We start from the raw sequence: 23,524 nt of genomic DNA on the forward strand, positions 1-23,524 counted from the left end.
TTCGATAGAGATGTCATACCAGACCAACGGCGGCCCCGAAAGGCGCCGCTTTTTTTCGGATACGCAATGAAAAACCATACTGATTCTCAAGAAAAAGAGACCGGCGTCATCGCCATACGCGGGGCGCGTCAGAACAACCTAAAGAACCTGGACATAGATCTTCCTCTTGGCGAGCTCATCGTCGTTACCGGCGTTTCCGGCTCCGGGAAGTCCTCACTTGCCTTCGACACAGTTTATGCGGAAGGACAGCGCCGCTACGTCGAAACATTCTCCCCCTACGCGCGGCAGTTCCTGGAGAGGATGGACCGCCCGGCGGTTGACCGGATAGAGGGCATCCCCCCTGCCATCGCCATCGATCAGACCAACCCGGTCCGCACCTCCCGCTCCACCGTCGGGACCATGACGGAGCTGAACGACCATCTGAAGCTCCTCTTTGCACGTGCGGCCAGGCTTTTCTGTCGTGGGTGCGGCCGGGAGGTGCGCCGAGACACCCCCGAAAGCATTGCGGAGCAGATACTTTCTCGTGCCGAGGGGGAGCCCCTTCGCCTTGTTGTCGCATTCACCGTCACCGTTCCCGCAAATTTCGGTGCCGACGAAGTCGAGGGTTTTCTAGCTTCACAGGGATACGTGCGTATCCTTCGAAGGGACGGGAACACCATCGAAGTGATCCAGGACCGTATCGTCGTATCGGAAAAGACCCGGGGCCGACTTGCCGAGGCCCTGGAGACAGCGCTCCGGGTCGGGAAGGGGCAGGTGGCGGTGCATCTGGTGACCGGAGCCGGGGATGCCGGGACGGATACAGGAGAAACGCTGCGCTTCTCCGCCGATCTCCACTGCCCCGACTGCGACATCCACTACGGCGATCCCACGTCCAACCTCTTTTCGTTCAATTCCCCGGTAGGGGCGTGCGACACCTGCCGCGGCTTCGGGCGGGTGATCGGCGTCGATTACGGGCTTGTCATTCCCGATGGCGCAAAGACACTCGGTGACGGCGCCATCCGGCCATTCCAGAGTGGAAGTTACGGCGAGTGCCGGGACGATCTCGTGAAGTATGCCAGAAGACGGGGTGTTCCCATCGATGTGCCGTGGCGGGACCTTGAGGAGGAGCATAGGCAGTGGGTCATCGATGGGGAGGGCTCCTGGGACGAGGGGGTATGGTACGGGGTGCGCCGCTTTTTCGAGTGGCTGGAGACGAAGGCGTACAAGATGCACATTCGCGTCCTCCTCTCCAAGTACCGCGCCTACAATGAGTGTCCCGACTGCATGGGAGCCCGCCTGAAGCCAGCCTCACTCCTGTGGCGGATCGGCGGGAGAGACGCCGCGGATATACTCCCGCCGCAACAGCGGTTCATGCCGGAGGGCGTTACGGACGAGGTGTTCCGCAGGCTGCCCGGCCTTACGATACACGACGTAATGCTCCTCCCGATCTCCCGAAGCCGTGATTTTTTCCGGACTCTCCTCCTCCCGGCGCCATTGGACGAGGCGGCGGAGCTTCTGCTCAGGGAGGTGAGGACCCGCCTCGACTACCTGTGCGACGTGGGGCTTCCGTATCTGACCCTCGACCGTCAGTCGCGTACTCTCTCGGGAGGCGAGGTGCAGCGGATCAATCTGACGACGTCACTGGGGACCTCCCTGGTGAACACCCTGTTCGTCCTCGACGAACCTTCCATCGGCCTCCATCCCCGGGATATCGGCAGGGTAATAGGTGTTCTGGAGCGGCTGCGGAATGCCGGAAACTCACTCCTCGTCGTGGAGCACGACCCGCAGGTGATGCTGGCGGCGGACCGGATACTGGATATCGGGCCGGGGCCGGGGGAGCAGGGAGGGGAGGTCATCTTCTTCGGTGACCCGGCGGCTCTTCTGGGGGACCGGCAGTCGTTGACGGGGCGGTATCTTTCCGGCGAAAGGAGGGTTGGATCCGGTGTGGACCTGACTGCTCCGGCAAAGGGGAAGGCACATTCTACGGCAACACGCGACGCGGGGTGGATCGAGGTTGCGGGGGCGGCCGCCAACAACCTGAAGGGAATCGACGTCCGCATCCCCCTGAACCGCTTGGTCTGCATAACGGGAGTCTCCGGCTCGGGAAAGTCCACACTGGTGGAGGATGTCCTGCACCGGGGGCTCCTGAAAGCCTTCGGAAAGCCGACGGAGGCACCTGGAGAGCATCAGGGGATCAGATTCCTCTATGGTGACGGAAAACGGAAGGTTCATCCGATGAACGCAGCGCTGCCCGATCTGCCGGTGGAATACGCAGTGGGAGAGGTGGTCATGGTGGACCAGTCCCCCATCGGCCGCACCACCCGCTCCAATCCAGCCAGCTACGTCGGCGCCTTCGACTCCATCCGGAAGCTCTTTGCGGCTGAGCCACTCGCCAAGGAGCGCGGCTATACCGCCGGGACCTTCAGTTTCAATTCGGGGAACGGCCGCTGCCCCACCTGCGGGGGAAACGGATTCGAACATGTGGAGATGCAGTTTCTCTCCGACGTCTACATCCGCTGTCCCGACTGTGACGGCCGCCGCTATCGTGAGGAAGTTCTGGAGATCTTCCTATTTCCCCCGGGGGGAGGCGAGGGGAGGTCGGTGGCTCGGGTCCTGGATATGACCGTCTCGGAAGCTGTCGCCTTCTTTGCCGGATGCCGCGACGTTCTACGCGCCCTGGAACCCCTGGAGGCCGTTGGCCTCGGGTATCTCCGCCTAGGCCAGCCGGTTCCCACACTTTCGGGGGGGGAGGCACAGCGGCTCAAGCTGGCCGGGCATCTGGCGGAGGCCTCCCGGAGGCGGAAGGGGACGCGATCCCTCTTCCTCTTCGACGAGCCGACCACCGGCCTGCATTTCGAGGATATAGACCGCCTTCTTTCGGCGCTGCGGCGCCTGCTGGACGAGGGGGATTCTGTGGTGGTGATCGAACACAACCTGGACGTAATCGGCGCGGCGGACTGGATCATCGACCTGGGCCCGGAGGGGGGGGACGGGGGGGGCGAGGTTGTTTGCGCAGGGACTCCGCAACAGATTGTCGCCTGCGCCGAAAGCCACACCGGAACCTCTTTGAAGGAGTACGCCGATCAACTCAAGGTGCTTCGCGCAGCACCCAAAAGGAACCGGGGGCGGAGCGGAGCGTCGTCAACGGGCGGAGCAAGGACAGCGGTTGGTTTGCACGACCAAAGAGGCATCGAAATCAGGAAAGCAAGGGAGCACAACCTTCGCAACATCGACATCACTATCCCTCGGGAGAAGTTCACCGTAATCACCGGCGTCAGCGGGAGCGGGAAGAGCACCGTCGCCTTCGACATTCTCTTTGCTGAGGGGCAGCGGCGTTATCTAGAATCTCTCAACGCCTACGCCCGGCAGTTCGTGCAGCCATCCTCACGCCCGGATGTGGATGCGGTGACGGGCATTCCTCCAACGGTGGCGATCGAGCAGCGGACGAGCCGCGGGGGGAGGAAGAGCACCGTCGGAACCATGACCGAGATCCACCATTTTCTGCGGCTTCTCTTTGTGAAGCTCGGTGTGCAGCACTGCCCGGAGTGCGACATCCCGATCACGCCGCAGACTCCCGACGCCATCGTGGCCCGCCTTCTGAAAGAGTTCCGGGGGAAGCGGGTCACGCTGCTTGCTCCCCTGATCACAGCGCGTAAAGGGTACTACACCGACCTTGCCAAATGGGCCGCCGGGAAAGGGTTCAATCATCTTCGGGTCGACGGTGCGCTCCTCCCCACCGAGCCGTGGCCACGCCTCGACCGTTTCAAGGAGCACGATATCGAACTGCCGGTGGGGGAGGTGACCGTATCGGCGCGTGGGGAGAAGGAGTTGCGGGGGCTGGTCGATCTGGCGCTTCTATACGGGAAGGGGCTCGTGAAGGTGGCGGTGACGCTTTCACGAGCCCCTGCTCCGCCCGAACTTCTTTTCTCCACGAAGCGCGCCTGCCCTTCCTGCAGCAGGAGCTTCCCCGAACCCGATCCGCGCCTCTTTTCGTACAACTCGAAGCACGGCTGGTGTCAGAAATGTTTCGGCACCGGGCTTCTTATAGCCGGGTTCGATGCGGAGCAGACCGGTGAAGAGATCTGGTGGAACGAATGGTGGGAGGGGGAGGAGCGGACATGTCCGGAGTGCGGCGGGGCGAGGCTTCGGCCCGAGGCTTTGGCCATACGTTTTCGGGAACGGTCGATTGCCGACTACTCGGCGCTTCCCGTTGAGGTTGCGGAAGAGGAGTTCCGGTCGCTGAAGCTCCAGGGGCGGGAGGGGGAGATTGCACGTGACATCCTCTCGGAGCTGCGTTCGAGACTCGCTTTCCTGCGGGAAGTGGGGCTGTCTTACCTGTCGCTGGACCGCGCGGCCCCGACCCTTTCGGGAGGGGAGGCCCAGCGGATACGGCTTGCCGCGCAGCTGGGATCGAACCTGCGGGGAGTCTGCTACATTCTCGACGAGCCGACCATCGGGCTTCATCCCCGGGACAACCGGATGCTCCTGGACACTCTGGCAAAGCTGGAGGGGAAGGGGAACACGGTGGTGGTGGTCGAGCACGACGAGGATACGATCCGGCGGGCCGAACATCTCATCGACCTGGGACCGGGTGCGGGGGTAAATGGTGGATATATCGTCGCGGAGGGAACTTTGGATGATATTACCGCCTCCCCCGATTCGCTTACCGGCAGGTTTCTCGCGGAGCCGCTTCGGCACCCGATCTTCGAGCGGCGATCTCCGCTCGCTCCTGAGGAGCCCCGGTTACGGGTCCTGGGTGCCACGCTTCACAACCTCAAGGGAGTAGACGCGGAGTTTCCGCTCCGCCGGCTAGTCTGCGTCACCGGAGTGTCCGGGAGCGGGAAGAGCACCATAGTCCGGAACGTGCTTCATGACAACCTGAAGAATCTCGTGGGCAAGAAGGCGGAGGTGAAGGCGGCCCCGCTTAGGGGATGTGCTGAAGTCACCGGCTCCGAGGCGATAGGGCGAGTCCTGGAAGTGGATCAGACCCCTATCGGAAAAACCCCCAGGTCCTGCCCCGCGACCTACGTAGGGTTTTGGGACGACATCCGCAAGCTCTATGCGGGGACTCCTGAGGCGAGGATGCACGGCTACACCGCTTCCCGCTTCTCCTTCAACGTCAAGGGGGGGCGGTGCGACGAGTGCGAAGGGCAGGGGGTGAAGACGATCGAGATGAGCTTCCTTCCCGACGTGAAGGTGTCGTGCGAGCGATGCGGGGGAGGACGGTTCAACACGGAGACGCTGGTGGTCCGGTACCGTGGAAAGAGCATTGCGGAAGTCCTCGCCATGAGCGTGGACGAAGCTCTCCTCTTCTTCCAGGCTCATACTGCCATCAGAAGGCCGCTTCAGCTGCTCCAGGACGTGGGCCTCGGTTATCTGACTCTGGGGCAGCAAAGCCCGACCCTTTCGGGAGGGGAGGCGCAACGGATCAAGCTCGTTACGGAACTTGCCAAGGCGCGGGAGGAAGCGGCCTCCGGCGAGACAATGAAGACTCGTCGTTCCCCTGCCGCCTCGGCCGCTACTCTCTATATCCTCGACGAACCGACCATCGGGCTTCACATGGCGGATGTGGAAAAGCTCGTGCGGGTGCTCCATCGCCTCGTCTCCGCGGGGAACAGTGTGATCGTTATCGAACACAACCTCGACGTGATCGCGGAGGCCGACTGGGTGATGGACCTCGGTCCTGAGGGGGGTAGCGGCGGGGGTAGGATCGTCCTGCAGGGGACGCCGGAAGAGGTGGCGAGGGGGGATTCACATACGGCACGGATTGTGGCGGAGTTTCTCGCGGAGCGGGGTAGGAGTTTCTAGGAGGTTGTTGAAAAACAGCCATCTCGCCGCCGTCCTCGAAAGCCGCCTTGTGCGGCGTAGCGCGGCTACGCCTCCGCGTGGGCTTTCTGCGGGTGCGACAATCTGACTGTTTTTGAACAACCTCGTTTTTTTAACCTTCTCTATGGATTACATTGCGAAAGTTAAACTCTTGCGAGCCGGCCCGTAGTGGTGGTTCAACATGCTTCCGACACGAGTTTTCTCCTCAGCCTGCTAGTGGAATTCCTCGCCGGTGGCGGTCATGACAAGTTTGCCGTGCTTCACCCCCTTGACCCCGATCAGCTCATCCGCGATTTTCTTTATCTCCCTTGCTTTTCCGCGCACCACCAGCACTTCGAGGCAGTTATGGGCATCGAGATGGACGTGGAGCGCAGAAATTATCTGGTGATGGTAGGCGTGCTGATGCTCGGTCAGTTTGTCTGAAAGGTCCCGCACATGGTGGTTGTACACGAGGGTCACAGTCCCCACCATCTGTTCCTCGTCATCTTCCCGTTTCCCCTCTATCAATGATGCCCTGATAAGATCGCGGAGCGCTTCCGAACGGGTTGCGTAGCCTTTCTGCTGGATAAGCCGGTCAAAGTTCTGCAGAAGCTTCGCATCGATGGAGATGCCGAATCGGATCAGTTCACTCATTGGTGTTGCCCCCTTGGCACGGGATGTCGGACTGTTCTTCGAGATGCCGATGAAAGGCGACGTGGACGTGGCGGTGATGATGGCTCCGGCCGCCATGTATGTGACGGTGTTCATGGATCAGGTTGGTCCGTAGCAGCAGGTCCTCGTCTGATAGGATTTCCGACGCCGCTCCGATTTTTTCTATCCGGTGATCTTCCGACATCAGGGCCACGTGCATATCGAGGTCGGCTACCAGATTCAGGTCGTGGGTTGCGAGGATTATGGTCTTGCCCGCCTCGTTCAGGGAAACCAGCAGGTCGATGAGGAATGATTGCGTACGGGGATCGAGCCCGTTCGTCGGTTCGTCCAGCAGCAGCGCCTCGGGGTTCATGGTGAGGACGGAGCCGATGGCCACACGCTTCTTTTCTCCGCCGGACAGCATATAGGTGGGGCGGTCCGCATGGTTCTCCATGCCGAGCATCTTGAGGACTTCGAAGGCTCTCTGCTCCGCCTCTTCTTCGCTGATCGACAATTGCAGCGGGCCGTACAGCAGCTCGTCCAGCACGGTAGGGCAGAAGAGCTGCACATCGGAATCCTGGAAAACATAGCCGACCCTCTCCCTGAAGAAGCGTAGAAACCCTTCCTGCCGGAGGGTTTCCTCGGTGAGGGGATAGCCTCTGAAGGTGATGCCGCCGCTTGCCGGAAATATGAGGCCGTTCATGAGCTGGAGCAGCGTCGATTTTCCGCATCCGTTGGCGCCGATGACGGCAAAACGCTGGCCGGCGCCGATTTCGAGATTGACCCCCGCCAGAGCGGGAATCGTATCCAGGTACCGGTAATTGATCTGTTTCAGCGAGAAGAGCGGGTCCATCGTATTCCCTTTCACGCCGCCAAAATAAGGGCGGCAGCCAGAAGCGAGATGCCAAAAGCCAGGCGATCGCGTGAGCTGAGAGGGGGGAATGGCTGCAGCACTCTCTTGTTTTCGAGCCCCCGGGAGATCATTGCCTTGTAAATTTCGAAGCAACGCAGCCGGCTTTTGTGAAAGAGTGCGGCAATGCGGCCCGCAGCCCAGCGCCTCGAATGCCTGCCGTCCATTCTCCCCAGGAGACGGCTTTTCTTCGCCAAGTGCATGTCCAACACGGTGCGGCTGAAGGTAAGGACATAGTTGTAGGAAAGAATGATCACCACAACGAAGCTTTCCGGAACACGAAGCACACGCAGCGCCTTGATCAGCTCGGGAAAGGAGGTTGTATGCAGCACCAGCATCGAAAGGGCAACGGAATTGCCGATGCGCAGGGTCAGCAGACCCATGCCCTGGAGACCCTCGCGGGTCACGCCGATGGTGGAGGGGATGCGGTACTGCCAGAAATGATGTTCATGCTGCAGGTGGATCAGAGGTAACAACAGTTCCCCGTCACCGAACAGATTCAACAGCGACGGCAGGGGGATCAGCACGCCGAAAAGCAGTGCTGCCCAGCCCGCTTTCCTGAAAAAGGGGAAGGGATCGAGTCTGGAGGCGGCAACCAGCAGGAGAGTGATGAGCAGGATAGCTCCCTGCGGCATGAAGGTCCGTTTGATACTCACCACCACCAGGAAAAGCACCAGAAAGAGGACTTTGACCCGCGGATCGATCGGCTGCAACAAGCCGCGCCGCCGGGAAGATTCCCAGTGAATGTAGCTGTTCCGGATCAGCTCGGCGAGATGATGAATTCCCTTTTCCAGGATCTGGGTCCTGACCGTCCTGGAGGAGGATGAAGGCGCCGCGGCTGTTGCGCCTTTAGTAAGAAAGGTGGGGAGCGGCTGCATCAATTTTACCTAGAAGTACAGGGTGAGTGCCGTTATCAGGCGGAATTTCTCCAGACCTTCGGCGCCCTGCTGGAGCTGCTCCTCGTTCAGGCTCCTGGCAACCGGCAGCTTGACCAGTATGCCCAGGTTCGCGTTCTGCAGCGACGGCAGGGAAAACCTGATGCCGGGAGAGAGATACAAAATATCTCCGCCTGTCCCTTCAAGTCCAACGCCATTTTCACGGTCGCGCTCCAGGTGGAGGTAGTTCAGTTCGAGAATGCCGTCTACCCTGGAAACAAAAAGGTTGTCGTTGCCGTACAGTTCGTAAACGCCTGCCAGATTTCCCCGCACTTCGGAACCGAACTGAAAATTATCTCGCTCGGTGAAGATGTCGGTGCTGAGCTCTGCATTCATTGTCAAGGGACCGAAAGCGCGGGCTGCCGCTATTCCCAGCGTGTATGAAGGTGCTCCGAAACCTGTCTGCATTCCGGGGTCGAGGGTCCCGTCATTCAGCGCCTCGTTGTGGTCTCCGGTGGGGATGCTCGCCATTGCCGAAACGGTGAGCCATGTTCTGTCGCCCAGAGATTCCATGGACATGGCGGAATCCTTCTCGGTGTTGCGTGAGAACCCTGTTGCAGGGTCATGGTGAAAGCCGTAAGTGAACTGCAGCTTCACGTCGGACAGCCCGGCGTTGGAGCCGTTGCCCTCCGTGCGCTTCACGTAATACGGGACGATGAAAGTGCCCATGAGCGCAGGGGTGAAGCCGTAGCTGAAGTTGGCGTTAAGGAAGGTGAAGGATGATTTGTCTTCCGGAGCGTGTACTCTCCTCCATTCCACCTGCTCGGCCCGAACGCCGGTAACGAACGCCCCCTCGGGCAGCGTCAGCGGAGAGCTGGTTTCGATGGGGCTGCCGGGGCCGAAAGCGAGCGTGACCCCGCCATGGTGGGCCGAAGCGGTTGCCGGGACCAACATAAGAGCAAGTAGTGCAATCAGTTCCTTCATCGTGCTCTCCTGTTAATTGCAGTGAATATCAAATGCGGGGAGGTGTTTCCTTCTTCCTTGACGCCACAAAACCATAGATGCCGAAAATGCCGATGATCAGGCTGATGCCGGTGACATACTTGGTGTAGGCGGCCACCATAGGCTTGCTGAACCCTTCAAGGCCTAGCGCCTTGTCCACTTTGATCTCGGTCGTTACCCCATGGAAGCCGTGGGTGGACTCGCCCCACACCTGCAGTTTCCATATTCCGGGACGGTCGGGAACGAACCCGACATAGCCGTTTTTGTCGGTGCGTCCGGTCTGGTGAGGTTCTTTATCTCCGGGTCCGTACAGCTCGTACTGGGAGTAAACGGCAGCGTCCTTTTCCGAATAGTATGCGCGGACTGCCATCCCCTTCTGCTCGACATGATAATTGATCGAATGGGGCAGGGCGGGGGTGGCGCTCAAGAGCAGGAGCGCCAGCGTAATGGGAAGTCTTAGCGGCCTCATCTGTTCACCTCGAAGGTCAGGGTCGTCGTAGTTGCTGCGTAATCGGCATCCGGGTCGTTCCTGATCGGGTCGCGCCTCTCTACGGTATAGATCTGGCGACCTTTCTTCAGCGTCACATTAATCGTTCCCTCTCCGTCGGTCTGACCTATCTTGTCGTGGTCTCCCTCCACGGGTGCTCCCGCGTACGGCTTTCCGTCGAAAAGGACCTTGAGTGGCAGGGTGTCACCCGCCTTCATGTCGAGCGGATTGCGAATCGGCACGATATCCAGTCTCAGCCCTTCCACAGGTTTCAGCGCAGCTTCGCCTGCGGATACTATCGATTTGGAGTAATGGTAGGCTTTGAACGACTCGATGGGGCGCGTTGCCTTGCGCTTTGGGAGATTCTTCAGGCCGTATATCGTCTTGGACCAGTAGCCGCTCTCCAGGTCCGCCAGGATCAGGCAGGCCTTGCCTGAAGGATGGATCAGCATCGCCTTTGACCGGACCTCCTTTTTGAAGTCCAGCTGCACCCCTGCGGCATTGTAGACTGTGACCCTCTTCACTTTCGCGGGATCGTACTCCAGTCGCTGCTCACGATGGCCATAGACTACAGCGTAATGCTTCCCCATCCTCTCAATCCAGTAGTCGTGTGCCGAAGCTGCCGCCGCACCCATGCACAGAGCGGCCGCAAATAAGGCAACCAGTTGCGCTCCCCCTTTCACGGCAACCCCCTTCTTTGTGAGAAATGCCAGCACCAGCGCGGTGACAGTCGCTTCCAGGATGCCCACCATGGTGAGGTGCGGCAGCATTGTAGCCGGGATGGCTACTTCCAGCGGAAAAGGAAAGTATCCGCTTCCAGGCTTGTCGCCGTAGATCAATGGTTGCAGCCCTAACATCGCCGCGGTCGACAGTGCGCCGAGGTTTGTGGCAAGGTAGGCTGCCACCGCCCCTGCAACGGCGGAAACCGTAGTCCCCTGTTCACCCCATCTTGTTGCTGCACCCACAATCAGACGGTAGATGGCGGAGCCGCACAGCGCTCCGATGACCGCGACATTGAAGCAGTTTGCACCGATGGCCGTAATGCCCCCGTCCCCCATCACGATCGCCTGAATCATCAGCGAAACGGAAACGGCGACAATCGCCGCCCATGGCCCCAGGAGGATCGCCACAAGAGTTGTCCCTGAAATATGGCCGGTCGTTCCTCCGGGAAGGGGTAGAACGAACATCATCGCAACCAGGCTGAAAACGGTTCCCATTGCAAGATAGGGAACTTCGGCCGTCTTGACGGTCAGCTTCACTTTCCGGGATGCATAGCCCCAGATCGGCAGCATTCCGGCCCAGCAGGCGCCGTAGGTGACAGGGCCGAGATACCCGTCCGGTATGTGCATGGGTTCTCCTTGCGGTCTTGATGGCCGCATACGAAAAACAAAATAGTGCTACCGCAACATATAATAATCCGGTCGAATGTACGACTGAAATCTGTCGAGTGTGTTACAAAAATGCTTAGTCGTGCTACTGGCGCATGAGTATCATGATTTTATAATTTGTTCAACTTAATTTAATTTCTCCCGGGGGGTCTGCAAACAAAAAACCCCTCCGTCTGGAGGGGCTCTTTTGCCATAGCGATGGCAGGATCAGCAGCCGGCGCTTTCCTTCTTTTTTGCTTTCTTTGCAGCCGGCTTTTCGGCGTCCTTCTTTTCAGCTCCTGCTGCCTCTTTCTTCTTTTTCTCTTTTTTAGCGGGCTTGGCCTCGGCGGCTGCGTCCTTTTTTTCCGCAGGCTTCGCTTCCTCGGCGGCTGCGAGCCCTGAAAGGCTAAGGGTGAGCAGAGCTGAGGCGAACAGTACGGCAAGTCGTTTCATGTTTTCCCTCCTGGTTGGAATGAGGATCTGCACCGGGGTGCGATACCGTTTATTATCACGTTTCTTCCTGCGTTTCCACAGATGTTAAAGAAGATACACGACCATCGGCTTCGTTCCCAGTTCCTCCCGGTAGCGGAAGGTGTTGGGGCGGGAGCTTACCTTCGCGATGAGGCTCTGGGGGTCGTTGAGGTCTCCGAAGTAGGTGGCGTGCCCGAGGCAGGTGGACGTACAGCGTGTCAGTTCCCCCTTTTCGATACGGTGAACGCAGAAGTGGCACTTGCGGGCGTTTCCTATGGGAGAATGCCAGTGGCTCTTCCTTTTGAAGGTCTTGCCGTACTCCCCTGAGTTTTCGACTTCGTACGTCTCCCTCTTCATATCCCCGGTGAAGTAGCGTCCAACGTCCGCTGATCGCGCACCGTAGGAACAGGCGACGATGCAGTAGCGGCAGCCAATGCACTTCTTGTAGTCGATATAGACGATCCCGTCGTCGCGGACGTATGTAGCTGTCACCGGGCAGACCGGTGTGCAGGTGGGATTCTCGCACTGCATGCAGGGGCGCGGCAGGTACCGCATCGACGTGTTGGGGAACTCGCCGGTCTCTTCCTCCTTCACCGGCCGGTAGTGGATATCTGGAGGCGTGAGGTTTTCCGACATGCAGCCGGTGGTGCAGGCATGGCAGCCGATGCACTTCTTCAGGTCGATGGCCATCGCCCAGCGGCGCTGGTTGCGCGGTTTCTTGAGTGCCCGCTGCAGGTCTTCCCGCATGATGTCAAGAATATCTTTACCTTCGAACTGTTCCATTATCAGTTGACCTCCTTGGCGGGGTGGGGATCGAAGACGCCGGAGCGGTTGAATATGCTGTAGACTGCCGTGACCAGAGAGGCCGAAGCGACGACCACCAGGTATTCATAGATTGACGGCGAGTAGTGCACCACCTCCGGCATCTCGTAGACCCGGAATACCGGAATCTTGAAGGCCCCTATGACGAGGTCGTTGCGCGCCTTCAGTTGCGTGACCATGATGAAGATGCCTACGAACATCAGCCAGTTCGGTCCCTTCCCGACTTTGAGCAGCAGATACGGAATGATGATCACGATGACGATTCCGAAAACGAAGCTGTTGATGAGGGTAAGAGAGAATACTTCCGACCCCGCCATATGCCCGGTCAGCCCGACGGTGGTGCGCCAGAAAGTGAGTATCAGGGCGAGGCCGAGGCCGATTTTCAGCAGCACGACGAACGGAGAAAGGTGATAGTCGGCGTTGAGATTCTTCCGTTTCACGGTACGGGCGGCGATGACGGTGGTAAGGGCGCATCCGGTCAGAAAGGCGATGAAGAGGAAGTAGATCGGCATGATCGCACTGTAGTAGTAGACGCGGGAGCTGACCGTCCCGAGGAGGCTGCCCAGTGTGCTGTGCGTTATCACTGCGGTGAAGAACGCACCCCACATCACCCTGTTCGAGTGCCGGTGCGTCTGGATGTTGATGTACTCTTTCGTGATGATCAGGACGTAACAGGTGTACCAGACCGCCATCCAGAACATCGGCGATTTCGGGTTGGGCGACAGCAGGAAGTTGTACATCCGGTCGATGCGCCCCATCTCCGTCGCCAGCGAGAAAAAAGCGGCGACAGCTGTAATGATGCCGATGAATATGATCCGGGAGGCAAAGGGGCGGTATTTCTCCTCAAAGAAGACGTGGCCGAAGAAATTGACGAAGGTGCAGCCAGTGGAGAGGAGCGCGAAGTAGATGTAGGTGGATATCTGGAGCCCCCACGGGACCAGGTTGCTCGTGTTGATGGTCTTGGCATGCCCCTGGATGAAAATGGTGGCTATGGCGTAGAAGCCGACGACGAGCCCGATCAGGGAAAGATAGAAAGGGATTCCCCCCTTCCCCTTGAGAACATCGGAAAACGCCTTCGACAGTCTTTCCCTGTCGGGGAAAACGACACCGGAAAATTGCATGCTATCCCTCCTTCACGATCTTGACGAAGTTTGACCTCATTCCGGTTCCCCCCATCAGAGGGTCGATGGTGTACTTCGCCAGCATTTCCTCGTCGCCGATCCCTTTGTTGTCGGCCCGGGTCATCCCTTTCGAGCGAACTCCGAAACCGTGAACCATGTAAACGCAGTCTGGGCGAAGCCGCTGCGTCAACCTTACCTTGATCCTGCCCGGCGACTTGTATCCCGCCTGGTTCTCCAGCCGGACGTAGTCCCCGTCCCGCAGCCCCAGCTCCTTCCCTTTCACTGCGCTTACCCATACGGAGTTCTCCGGCGTGAGGTCGGTGAGCATGAAATTGTTGGTGGTCCGGGAGAATGTGTGGAGGGGTGATCGCCCGAAGAGGACCCTGAAAAAGCCTGACGGTGCCTGCTCGTGCTGCGTGTACCTGGGCACCGGATCGAATCCCTTCTCGGCCAGCTGCGCTGAATGGAGCTCTATCTTTCCCGAGGGGGTTTCAAAGGTGGGCTGGTTGAGTGGCGTGATGTAGGGGGCGGATGTCCCGGGGACTTTCACCACCCCCTTCTCCTTCAGCTCGGCATAGCTTATTCCTGCCGCCTCGCAACGTTTTGCCAGATACTCCTCCCCATCCTTCCATGGGAAGTACGCTTCGAGCCCCATTTTTTTTCCAAGCTCCTTCGTAATCCACCAGGACGGCTTACTCTCCCACATCGGGTCTATCGCCGGTTGGCGGATGGCTACCTCGAACTCCTTGAATTTTCCGAGGCTGAGGGTGTCGTGGCGCTCGAGATAGGTGCATTCGGGGAGGACTACATCCGCCCATTTCACGATGTCGGCGGGAAGAATGTCAATGGCGACGAGAAGGTCCAGGTTGTTGATCGCCTTGATCGTCTCTGCCGTGTCGGGCATGGTCTTCATCAGGTTGCAGCCGTAGACGAGCCATCCCTTGATCGGGTGCGGCTCACCCGTGATGGCCGCGGTCCGGATGGAGGTTGTGGTCTGGGAGAGGGCGAAGGGGTAGGCGCCATCCAGTGCAGGCAGATCCTCGCGGTGCTCGGGGTACTCCGGCAGGCCTGGATATTCGGGAACCTTCCCGCTTGCCGGCAGGTAGATTCCGCCGGGCCTTCCCCAGCTGCCCAGAAGCGCATTCAGGAGAGCCACGGCGCGGCTTCTCTGGGCATCGTCGCCGTACCAGGCGCTGAATCGCCCGCCCGATATGATGACGTTCGGCTTGTGGGCCGCCAGTTCGCGGGCGACATTGACGATGGTCGCAGCAGGTATGTCGGTTTCCTTCTCGGCCCACTCGGGGGTGTAGTCCTGCACGGCTGCTTTGAGCTCGGGAAGTCCCATGGCATATGCCTTAAGATACTCCGCGTCGTACAGCTCCTCGTTTACAATGACCCTGATCCAGGCCAGGAGAAGCGCCAGGTCGGTGGCCGGGCGAATGGGGAGCCAATGGTCGGCTTTCCCGGCGATGTTGGAGAGTCGGGGGTCTACCACGCAGAGCTTGGCCCCTTTGTTCAGCCCATGAATGAGATCCTGAACCTGGCTGTTGTGGGCGTTTTCCCCGAGGTGGCACCCCAGGAGGACGATGTATCTGCTTTCGCTGAAGTCGTAGAATTCGGGGGAGCCCAGTTCGGTGCCGAAGGTCATTGTAAAGCCGACGTCGCGGGGACCGCGGCACTGCGCGAAGGAGGGAGCGGTGTAGTAGGGGCTGCCGTAGGCTTTGAGGAGATGCTTCCAGAAAGCGCCTCCGGTGCCGTGGGAGAAAAGCGCCACCGCTTCCGGCCCGTATTTTTCCCTGATTGCCTGGAGCTTTCCTGCTACGACGCCGAGCGCTTCGTCCCAGCTGGCACGCTTCCATCTCGGCTCCCCGCGCTTTCCGGTATTGATCAGGGGAAACTTGAGGCGATCAGGGTCGTACAGGGAGCCGAGAGCGGCATTACCCCGGCCGCAGAGACGGCCTCGTCCCCGTTCGCTCAGCGGGTTTCCATCGACCTTTATCACCTTGCCGTTTTCGACTTTGGCGACTAGCCCGCAGTTCCAGAAACAGAGCTCGCAGAACGTGGGGACTTTTTTCAGCTCTTCGTTACCTGTTTCTTCCGCCCATGAGAGGACGGTTTGGGGCACTTTGGCTGCGGTGAGTCCTATTGACGCAGCGCCCGATATTTTCAGGAACGATCTGCGGGTGAACCTGGGCATGCACACCTCCAAAAGGCAGGTTGAGGTTAAGGTTGAGGTTAAGGGAATCACTTAACCTCAACCTGTGAGAATAGCGAACGGAGACCTCAACCTGAGTTTAATTTTTTTTACCAATCTTCCTTCTGCTTCTCGGCCAGCTTCTCGAAGTAGACAGCCGGGCTCGTGAGACGCAGGATTTCATAGTCGGAGTAGCCGAGGGCCTTGAAGTTGAGGACTCCGTTGGCCGCGTGGCAGTTCTCGCATGTGAGTGCTTTCTTCTTCGTTACCAGGTGGCTTATGGAGAAGTAGATGGTCTGCCATCCCGGAACGGGTTTGTATTTCTCGATGCCCAGGGTCTTCGCTGCCGAAGCTATGCCTGCGAGGGTGTCCCCGGTAGCCATCGGCTGGGCAAAGTCCATTGCGAGAAGCTGGCCGGTATACTCGTCGTAGTAACCTTTCCCCAGGTACATCTTGAAGGGGTATATCTTGCTTGCCTTGTCGGTCCTGCTCCCTTTCGGGCCGATGAGATGCGGCATGTTTTCCACCGTCTTGTTGTACCAGGCATAGACCGGGACGTTCTCGTTGACCTCTTTTCTAAGGGTGGTCGGCTCGTAGAACTTGTCGCTACCCATCTCCCACTTGGTGAAATCCTTGGCGAAGGCTCCGCCGGTGCGGGGAATGTGGCATGTCTCGCAGGCGATCCTGGCGGTATGCCGGTTGTAGTCGCTGTCTTTGTGCGGCTTGTCGCCGTGACAGTCGAGGCAGGAGACCCGGACGCCGTCGTTGGCCCAGTTGTTGGGGTCGTAACCCGTGGGAATCTTGTGGTCCTTGGCCTTGTGGCAGTCCACACAGACCATTTTTTTCGCGGCGTGGACGTCGTATTCCTTCGTGAAAGCGAATCCTCTCTTTACGAGAACGCCTCCTCCCGCGGATTCATGACAGACCATGCAGTTCTTTATCCCGGGTTTGCCCACCGACATGGCGGCTTTAACCGTCCGGTCCTGCCCCATCACCACCTCTCCCTTTTCGTTTTTCGAGAGTTTCCTAAGGCGAAAATCGTAGTCGGAGGAGTGGCAGACGAGGCAGTCTATTGCTGCTTCCGCTTCGGGACCAGTGCTTCCCACCCCCTGCAGGTGATTCCCCGGGTGGCAGCTGCTGCACCCGGTAATCTTGGTTTTACCTGCGGCATTTTTCGGAGTTTCCTTCAGGTCATTGACGATGTCGTTCCCGTTGCAGAAGGTGTAGACGCGGTTCTTCATTCCGTATTCTTTGTTCGGGTCCAGGTTGTCCACATTGGCAACTTTCGAAGCATGGTTCCAGTGGACGGTATCGAGGAATTTTCGGGCGGTGCCGGGGTGGCATTCCTCACAGGTGGCCGGGCCCTTGTAGCCGTTCTTCTCAATGTACTCCTTACCCGGGTGTTCCGCGGTAAATGCGGTGCTCGCAACGAGAAGCGCTGCCGATGCCGCGATCCAACGATATGCCGGTTTCATCTCCCTGCCTTTCTTTCGACCCGCCTGGTGCGGGTGCTCGGTGAGACGCTCCTGTGCGGGCGCCTTTTTTCTCAGCAGCCCGCCGTCTTTTTGAAGATCAGGCTGATGTTCTGCCCCTCTTTCGTTTCGTACTTGCAGCGGATCTCGTCCCCTTCGACGATACGGTTGTCCTTGAACTTGTCGAGGGTAAGCTCGTCGTTGACGACGACAGTGACAAGTTCATCGGTTTTGTTGTCTTTGAGGACGATGGTGGCCGTTTTGGCGTCTTTGCCGGCGACCTCGATCTTGGTGATGACGCCTACCATCTTCACCTCTTCCGCATGAGCAATGTTGCCGTAGGAAATGCCGAGGGCAATGAGGGTGACGAAAGTAAAAACGCTTACCAGCTTCTTCATGGTTCTTCTCCTTATACGGTGACGCTGTTTGTAGGCGGGCGCATGATGCGCCCGCCCGATGGATCAAAATTTGACTTCGAAGGTAGCGTAAATGTTCTGCGCGGTTTTCAGCGGGGTGAGGAGTTGCATTTGCTGGCCGTTCAGGCTCGATATCTTGACGGGAGCTCCGACCCAGTTGTTGCTGCCGGTGTACTCGAAGTCGTAATACTGGTAGCCGACCTTGAAGAAGGTCTTGGACAGGTATGAGGAGATCGGCTTCAGGTTGAGATCCTGGATGAGGTAGCCCTCGTAGACGTTGCCTCGGGTTCCCGCCTTGGCGGTCCACATGTCGTCTGCGGCAGGTGCGAATGTGATCCAGTTCTTGGAGCCGTGGTTGTATTCCGCGCCGATCTTTGTCCCGGTCGGCAGGTCGTAACGGGCACCTACGTACGTGGCCCAGCCGGTTTTGTCACTGGGGGCTTCGGGGTTGAAGAAAGAGCCGGTCATGAGCCCCTGGAACCCTGCATTGGCGGAGACATTGTCGTTTGGATGGGTCACGCTGAGACCGAACTCCGCGAACACATTAAGATTGCCGGGGCCCACCTTCTTGAGGGTGCTCAGGACGCCGGTGCCGAACCAGTCGATGTCCCCGAGATTGACGCTGGGTGCGGTATCGCCGAAAGCGGAGCTCCGCATCTCCGGAAAGTCGAAGATATTGAAGCCGCGATTCCACTGGAGATGAATACGGAGCGGGTCGGTGTCGACCGGGACGATTGCTACCCCCAGCATGTCGGTGTCACGCAGCGTATTGCCTGCCGGGTTCTCGATGCCTGAATCGAAGCCCCGCCCGTAGCATATCTTTCCGTACGCGCCCGGAAGAGCCTCGATGTCGGGGGCCCATCCCAGGGTCATGCCGTCGAAGGCGTAATCCACCAGCAGAGCTGGGGTTCCGCCGTTGCCGGGGCGCTCTGTATTGAGACGGAGGTGCTCCGGTATTCCATTGGTGGAGGGACGGCGACCGACTGAAAACCATACCGGCTCGTCGCCTATGTTTGCCCAGGTAGCATACGCCCGATCGACGTTGACGTAGTCGGAGGAGGGGATATGGCCGAGGGTGCCGTCGAAGACCCCTACCCGGTCCGCGAAATAGGGATTCCCGCTGCCGGTGACTGCAGCATCGGTGTTGGACCCGAAGGTTTTGTACATGAGAAGACGGACGTTCACAGTTACATCCTGGGTTGCTTTCGCATGCAGGTCGAGACCAAGGCGATTGGTGTAAAGGGTATCGTTCTTCGGCTTGTAGGATGGGGTCTGTTGAGCGAATGCGAAAAGCCCTCCGGGGTTGGCCGGATCGAGAAGTCCGCCGGGAGCGCCGTGGGTTGCGAGGAAGGTGTTGGCGGCGCTGTAGGTCGTGGCGTTCCTCATGGCAGACTGGAAGTTCATGAAATTAGCCACCGCTGGCCCGAATAGAACGGGGTTGCCCGCGAAACCAAGGTTCATCTGGTCCTGGGCGAATGAGAAAGTTCTGTTCACGTCGATATAGGGGGCTGTTTTTCCCCGCAGGCTGTCCACCCGGAACCGGTAGTCACCGCCGATGGTGAGCCAGCGGTTGAGGGATTTCTCCTGCTCCTTCTTTGTCTGCTGCTTAAGTGCCTCCACTTCCTTCGACAGTGCATCCAGCTTTTGCTGGAGGTCCTGGTCCGCGGCCTGTGCCGCAAACGGCAGTGCCAACCCGGCGGCGAGGGTGCCGGTCACGATGGTGCGAATAGTTGCTCGCATATGCTCTCCTTTCCGTATGAATTGTGCTGCGTAATGTATCGGTTCGGCTTTATATCTTTTTAGAAAAATATATCCAGGGGAAGATATCGGACGGAAAATATATAGTGAAAAGCAAATATTGTGCCCTTGCTATATGGGCTACAGTCCGGCCACTTTCAGAAATGCATCTTTTTGGATATAGCGAAAATGCTGTATTAGGGTGTTATTTGGCGGAGGGTGATGTGTCTTATGCGTATTTCATCCTTTAGTGAAAATTTTGGCTGTCGGGAAGGGAGTAAGGGGGGCTGTCGCCGGAGCACCGGCCTGCTGCGGATGTTGGTAGGGTGAGGCGGTGACTGCTGCCGGAGGTGGTCCTCATCTTGCAGATATTAAAATCCGGCTGTACGGGCGTCATCAAATTCTCCCGGGGTGCCCCGGTCTGCTTGATAATTCCGGACCTGCCCGTACGGGCCTATTTTTGCTAATTATTATTTTTTTATTAAAACTGTTGACGGTCTGCTACTGGGGGAGAAATAAGCATGGCTGAAGAACCCGACGGCGGCTCAAACCCCCTGCGCATCCTTTTGGTGGAGGACCATCCGGACGATGCGCTGCTGACGATTCTCGCACTGAAAAAACAGAGGCTGGAGAAAGTGACGGTACTGAATGACGCGTTGAAAGCTCTCGATTATCTGGTGCAGGGAGGCTTGAAGCCGGAGGAGAGGGCAGTGCTTCCGGACCTTATCATTGTAGATCTGAAGCTGCCGAGGATGGACGGCTTCGATTTCATCGAGAGTATCAGGAAGTACGAGGATATAGGCCGCATCCCCCTTGTGGTGTTAAGCGCGTCAAGCTCGGACAAGGACAGGGAGCGGTGCCGCGAACTCGGAGTTGATGGATACCTGACCAAGCCGCTCGATATCGGCGAGCTGAACCGGGTGCTGGAGAAGGTCAAGTTGTGCTGATGGGGAGTAGAGGAGGGGCGTGCCGATGAACGAGGATCTTGCAACCCTGAGCCACGAGGAACTTATTCAGGTGAGCTGTCTGGTGTGCAAACTGCTGAAGTGGGACAACCTCATGACCTGGGACGAGGCATTGCGACAGGCTTACCACCAGGTGGTCGAGGAGAGCGAGTGGAGGAAAGGGCAGGCAATGCAGAAAACCTTATCCGGCTGCTGCGATTGCAGGAGCTGAGTGGCCGGTCGTTGCCCCTCCCTTTCTAGTTCCCTTCCATTCTGCTTCCCCTGAGTCCCTGCTCCAGAGTTGGATACCGCAGCACCACCCCGAGCCGTTCCAGCATTTTTCTGTTATCGAGGCAGCGGGATTCGCTGAAGTAGGAGAGAAGCAGCGGGTTCATAACCCCTCCCGCTTCCTTCCGGGTAACCTGGGGCGGACGGATCAGCCCGAAGAAGTCGGCGACGGCATTAAAGTAGTGTGTCATGGTAGTGCACTCACCGTCACTGACGTTGAATATCTCTCCTGCTTCACCCTTTTCCGCGGCTGCAAGGCATATTGTCGCCAGATCCTCTGCATGGACCCGATTCGACAGAGGAGATTCGTTCTCGCGCAACACCGGATTTCCGCTCTCTATGTGCGGTATTGGGAGTCTTCCAGGCCCATAGATGGCGCTTACGCGCAGGATCACAACCGGCACGTTCCGCTCCCTGCCCCACTCAAGAAGATACCGTTCCGCATCCAGCCTGCGTTTCCCACGGGGAGTCAGGGGGGCGGGCGACGCTGTTTCGTCAACCAGTGCACCTCCACAGTCGCCGTATACGCCGCTGGTGCTCATGTATATCAGCTTTGCCGGTTCCTTCCCTTTTCCGACGGCGGCACAGAATGTCCTGACCCGCGGATCAAGAAGTCCTCCGCCCGGAGGGGGCGCAAGGTAGTACACCATGGCTCCTCCCGTTGGAAGAGATGGGAGCGATTCCGGGTCATCCAGGTTACCGCGCACTACCCGGACTCCCTCCTGCTCAAGCTGTGCTGCCCGCTCTTCATTCCTTACCATGCCGAAAACTTCATCACTACTTGCCTGTGCAAGGCGTGCTATCCGGGCTCCGACATAACCGCAGCCGATGATGAGGGTTTTTCCCATCTCCCTGCTCCTTGTTGTTATTTCTCCAGGTTTTCGGCTCCTTGCTCCCTGGCTCTCCGTCTCTGGAATTTCATCCTGGATTTATGCGGGGCCTATCTCCCGCCCCCTGATCAGGTTCTCTATCTGTCGAGGGGAAGGGCGCTTGCTGAATGCGTTGTTACGTCGGGCTGCCGCCTCGATGTTCTCAAGTGTGGCTACGAGCCGGTCAAGAGTCGCAATTCTGTAGAACCTGCCTATCTGCCCGCCGATGCGGGAAAGATCGGTGCCGGCAGGAAACACGATGACCCCGTAGACGGGGATGTTCCAGGAGCCTCGCTTCTGCACGATGCGCATGAGGCTCATGCAGTACTCGTTTACCTGATGGTAAGGGTTGTCCCCCCAGAGACTCAGGATTTCACGCCGTTCTCCGCCGCTGACCGCGTGCCATTTGTCGTTCGCAAAATCCCCGTCAGACTCGATCACGCCGCTGTAATTCTTGGCCTCGATTACGATGAGGCACTCCTTGCTGATGACGATGCAGTCGGTGAACTGGCTGTGGCTTTTACCCGCCGAGACATTGAAGCTGTTGATGATGCGCCAGTCTCCGCGGGTGTGTTTCGGGCTGCGGAAGACATGTTCGAACAGCTTCTGCTCCAGCACGTTGACATGCGCCGTAGACGCCGGCTGCGAGGAAGGGGTGCGGCTGACGGTCTCAAGAGCTGCGATCTTGTTCCGCAGCAGGTCCATTTCCAGTTTTGTCTGGTCGAGTTCCGCGGTCAGCTTCTCCTGCTGCTCCCGCTTCGCCTCTTCAAGCTCCTTTACCATCGATGCCGTGAGCTGCTGGTATTCGATGTCGTTCTTGACCCGCTGCTCCAGCTCCTTTATGCGATCGAGGTACAACTCGAACTGCTTTGTGGTGAAGCGGTCCTGTTCCTCCAGTTGCGCGTTTTTTTCCTCAAGAAGCTTGAGGTTCGTTTCGGCATTGCTGATGAGTTCGTGTTCCCGCTGCCGGGCATTGTGCATCTGGATACGCCGCACGCGGAGCAGCAGTTCAACGATCATCCAGACAAGTATTCCACCCAAGAGACAGAAGGCCATTATTTTCCGGTACTGTTTCCAGGGCCCGATGTTCTTGAACGGAGACCTCAGCCATTCTCCGTAGTCCTCGTCGAAATTCATGGGAAGGTTCTTGAGCACGTAAAGGCGCGCGATGATCTGCACCGGGGAGGAAGCCGTTGCCGATACCGGTGTGGCTCCTTCCAGCAGGATGTACTGCGCTTTCTTCAGGTCTTTTTCCGTTGGAAATTTACGCCACTCAAGGTTCGGGCTGGAGGAGTAGAGGATCTTCTGGTCAGGGCATTCACGGCCGGTCGAAGTGCAGTCTGTTATGACGAAACCGAACATGCCGAAGTTGCTGTCGAGCACGTTCTGAAGCGCTACTATGTCGTTCATCAGCAGATAATATGAAAGACGGGTGCGCAACTGGTCGGAAAGAAAATTGAGGTCGGCGGTGTGGACCTTGAAGAGCGCTTTATTGTAGTTCTGGTCGTAATACTCCTTGGCGAGCGGCTTTGCGAGAAGGACCGCAGGGAGCAGAAAGACGATGCTGCGCAGCAATGCTGTGAGGAGGAATTTTACCACGACCTGTTCCTGGAGGAGTGAGTGCGACTGTTCGTTAATAGCGGATGCGAGGGCTCATGTCAAGGCAATGCCTGCCGTGGCATACTCCTCATCGCATCAGCCGTTTCCTGATAACGTTTGCTGCTGCTCATAGGGAACAAATAATATTTTTCCCCTTGAACAACATTCTTCACCATGATAAAGTCCAATCATTCATTAGTAAAAAGTTTCCGATACACGACAATACTAAACCATCCGCGAGGGTGGGACGGAAAGCCTAAGGGTCTCACGAAGACAGCCGGGTCGCCGAAATATCGCGAGGATATTCGGCCCCGGCTTTTTTGTACCCCGAACGTGGAGAATTCATAGATAAACAAGGTTGCGCAGGAGCGTCAATCGCCGGCAAGAGCGGCGACAGCAAGGGTGGTACACGATAATACTCAACCATTCGCGAGAATGGGGCGGAAAGCCTAAGGGTCTCACCGAGACAGCCGGGTTGCCGAAATATCACGAGGATATTCGGCCCCGGTTTTTTT

General features: G+C 58.3%; 18 protein-coding genes and 2 riboswitches. Of the genes, 3 read left to right on the top strand and 15 right to left on the bottom strand.

What is annotated here, in order from left to right; genetic code table 11:
* The first annotated feature begins 66 nt into the window (after positions 1 to 66).
* Complete coding sequence (gene uvrA, locus CFB04_RS18475) at positions 67 to 5,787, top strand: excinuclease ABC subunit UvrA (protein WP_088533521.1); 5,721 nt, start codon at positions 67 to 69, stop codon at positions 5,785 to 5,787.
* A gap of 231 nt (positions 5,788 to 6,018) precedes the next feature.
* Here uvrA and nikR read toward each other — a convergent pair whose 3' ends face one another.
* The 13 genes from nikR to CFB04_RS01030 all read right to left on the bottom strand — a co-directional run bounded on the left by nikR (position 6,019) and on the right by CFB04_RS01030 (position 19,312).
* Positions 6,019 to 6,438, bottom strand: coding sequence for a nickel-responsive transcriptional regulator NikR (nikR, locus tag CFB04_RS00970; protein WP_088533522.1), 420 nt, complete (start codon positions 6,436 to 6,438; stop codon positions 6,019 to 6,021).
* Complete coding sequence (locus CFB04_RS00975; protein WP_088533523.1) at positions 6,431 to 7,288, bottom strand: energy-coupling factor ABC transporter ATP-binding protein; 858 nt, start codon at positions 7,286 to 7,288, stop codon at positions 6,431 to 6,433. The genes nikR and CFB04_RS00975 overlap by 8 nt, the downstream gene beginning before the upstream one ends.
* A gap of 11 nt (positions 7,289 to 7,299) precedes the next feature.
* Positions 7,300 to 8,223, bottom strand: coding sequence for an energy-coupling factor transporter transmembrane protein EcfT (locus CFB04_RS00980; protein WP_088533524.1), 924 nt, complete (start codon positions 8,221 to 8,223; stop codon positions 7,300 to 7,302).
* A 9-nt stretch (positions 8,224 to 8,232) separates the two neighbouring features.
* Positions 8,233 to 9,204 carry a hypothetical protein gene (locus tag CFB04_RS00985; protein ID WP_088533525.1) on the bottom strand — a complete coding sequence of 324 codons (972 nt, stop codon included), beginning with the start codon at positions 9,202 to 9,204 and terminating at the stop codon, positions 8,233 to 8,235.
* Between the two features lie 28 nt (positions 9,205 to 9,232).
* Complete coding sequence (locus CFB04_RS00990; RefSeq protein WP_088533526.1) at positions 9,233 to 9,691, bottom strand: hypothetical protein; 459 nt, start codon at positions 9,689 to 9,691, stop codon at positions 9,233 to 9,235.
* A complete protein-coding gene (gene cbiM, locus CFB04_RS00995; RefSeq protein WP_088533527.1) occupies positions 9,688 to 11,058 on the bottom strand; it encodes a cobalt transporter CbiM in 1,371 nt (456 codons plus the stop codon). The genes CFB04_RS00990 and cbiM overlap by 4 nt, the downstream gene beginning before the upstream one ends.
* A 246-nt stretch (positions 11,059 to 11,304) precedes the next feature.
* Positions 11,305 to 11,529, bottom strand: a complete 225-nt coding sequence (locus CFB04_RS01000; RefSeq protein ID WP_088533528.1) for a hypothetical protein — start codon at positions 11,527 to 11,529, stop codon at positions 11,305 to 11,307.
* Between the two features lie 84 nt (positions 11,530 to 11,613).
* Positions 11,614 to 12,330 carry a 4Fe-4S dicluster domain-containing protein gene (locus tag CFB04_RS01005; RefSeq protein ID WP_088533529.1) on the bottom strand — a complete coding sequence of 239 codons (717 nt, stop codon included), beginning with the start codon at positions 12,328 to 12,330 and terminating at the stop codon, positions 11,614 to 11,616.
* A 2-nt stretch (positions 12,331 to 12,332) separates the two neighbouring features.
* Positions 12,333 to 13,490, bottom strand: coding sequence for an NrfD/PsrC family molybdoenzyme membrane anchor subunit (gene nrfD, locus CFB04_RS01010; protein WP_088533530.1), 1,158 nt, complete (start codon positions 13,488 to 13,490; stop codon positions 12,333 to 12,335).
* Position 13,491: 1 nt separating this feature from the next.
* A complete protein-coding gene (locus CFB04_RS01015; protein ID WP_088533531.1) occupies positions 13,492 to 15,687 on the bottom strand; it encodes a molybdopterin-dependent oxidoreductase in 2,196 nt (731 codons plus the stop codon).
* 107 nt (positions 15,688 to 15,794) lie between these two features.
* Positions 15,795 to 17,159 (bottom strand): cytochrome C, encoded by a 1,365-nt coding sequence (locus tag CFB04_RS01020; protein WP_088533532.1) that lies wholly within the window; start codon positions 17,157 to 17,159, stop codon positions 15,795 to 15,797.
* Between the two features lie 71 nt (positions 17,160 to 17,230).
* Positions 17,231 to 17,554: a hypothetical protein gene (locus CFB04_RS01025; protein ID WP_088533533.1), complete on the bottom strand. Its 324-nt coding sequence runs from the start codon at positions 17,552 to 17,554 to the stop codon at positions 17,231 to 17,233.
* 63 nt (positions 17,555 to 17,617) lie between these two features.
* Positions 17,618 to 19,312 (bottom strand): DUF3373 family protein, encoded by a 1,695-nt coding sequence (locus CFB04_RS01030; RefSeq protein ID WP_088533534.1) that lies wholly within the window; start codon positions 19,310 to 19,312, stop codon positions 17,618 to 17,620.
* A 518-nt stretch (positions 19,313 to 19,830) separates the two neighbouring features.
* Between CFB04_RS01030 and CFB04_RS01035 the strand changes: the two genes are divergently transcribed.
* Both CFB04_RS01035 and CFB04_RS01040 read left to right on the top strand, forming a co-directional pair.
* Positions 19,831 to 20,256, top strand: coding sequence for a response regulator (locus CFB04_RS01035; RefSeq protein WP_088533535.1), 426 nt, complete (start codon positions 19,831 to 19,833; stop codon positions 20,254 to 20,256).
* Between the two features lie 25 nt (positions 20,257 to 20,281).
* Complete coding sequence (locus tag CFB04_RS01040) at positions 20,282 to 20,485, top strand: hypothetical protein (RefSeq protein ID WP_088533536.1); 204 nt, start codon at positions 20,282 to 20,284, stop codon at positions 20,483 to 20,485.
* 25 nt (positions 20,486 to 20,510) lie between these two features.
* Here CFB04_RS01040 and CFB04_RS01045 read toward each other — a convergent pair whose 3' ends face one another.
* Positions 20,511 to 21,389, bottom strand: a complete 879-nt coding sequence (locus CFB04_RS01045) for an SDR family oxidoreductase (RefSeq protein ID WP_088533537.1) — start codon at positions 21,387 to 21,389, stop codon at positions 20,511 to 20,513.
* An 81-nt stretch (positions 21,390 to 21,470) separates the two neighbouring features.
* Positions 21,471 to 23,009, bottom strand: a complete 1,539-nt coding sequence (locus tag CFB04_RS01050; protein ID WP_088533538.1) for a nuclease-related domain-containing protein — start codon at positions 23,007 to 23,009, stop codon at positions 21,471 to 21,473.
* A gap of 214 nt (positions 23,010 to 23,223) precedes the next feature.
* Positions 23,224 to 23,299: riboswitch (cyclic di-GMP riboswitch) on the top strand.
* A gap of 117 nt (positions 23,300 to 23,416) precedes the next feature.
* A riboswitch (cyclic di-GMP riboswitch) is annotated at positions 23,417 to 23,492 on the top strand.
* The last annotated feature ends 32 nt before the right edge of the window (positions 23,493 to 23,524 follow it).

Source organism: Geobacter sp. DSM 9736 (assembly GCF_900187405.1).
Lineage (GTDB): Bacteria > Desulfobacterota > Desulfuromonadia > Geobacterales > Geobacteraceae > DSM-9736.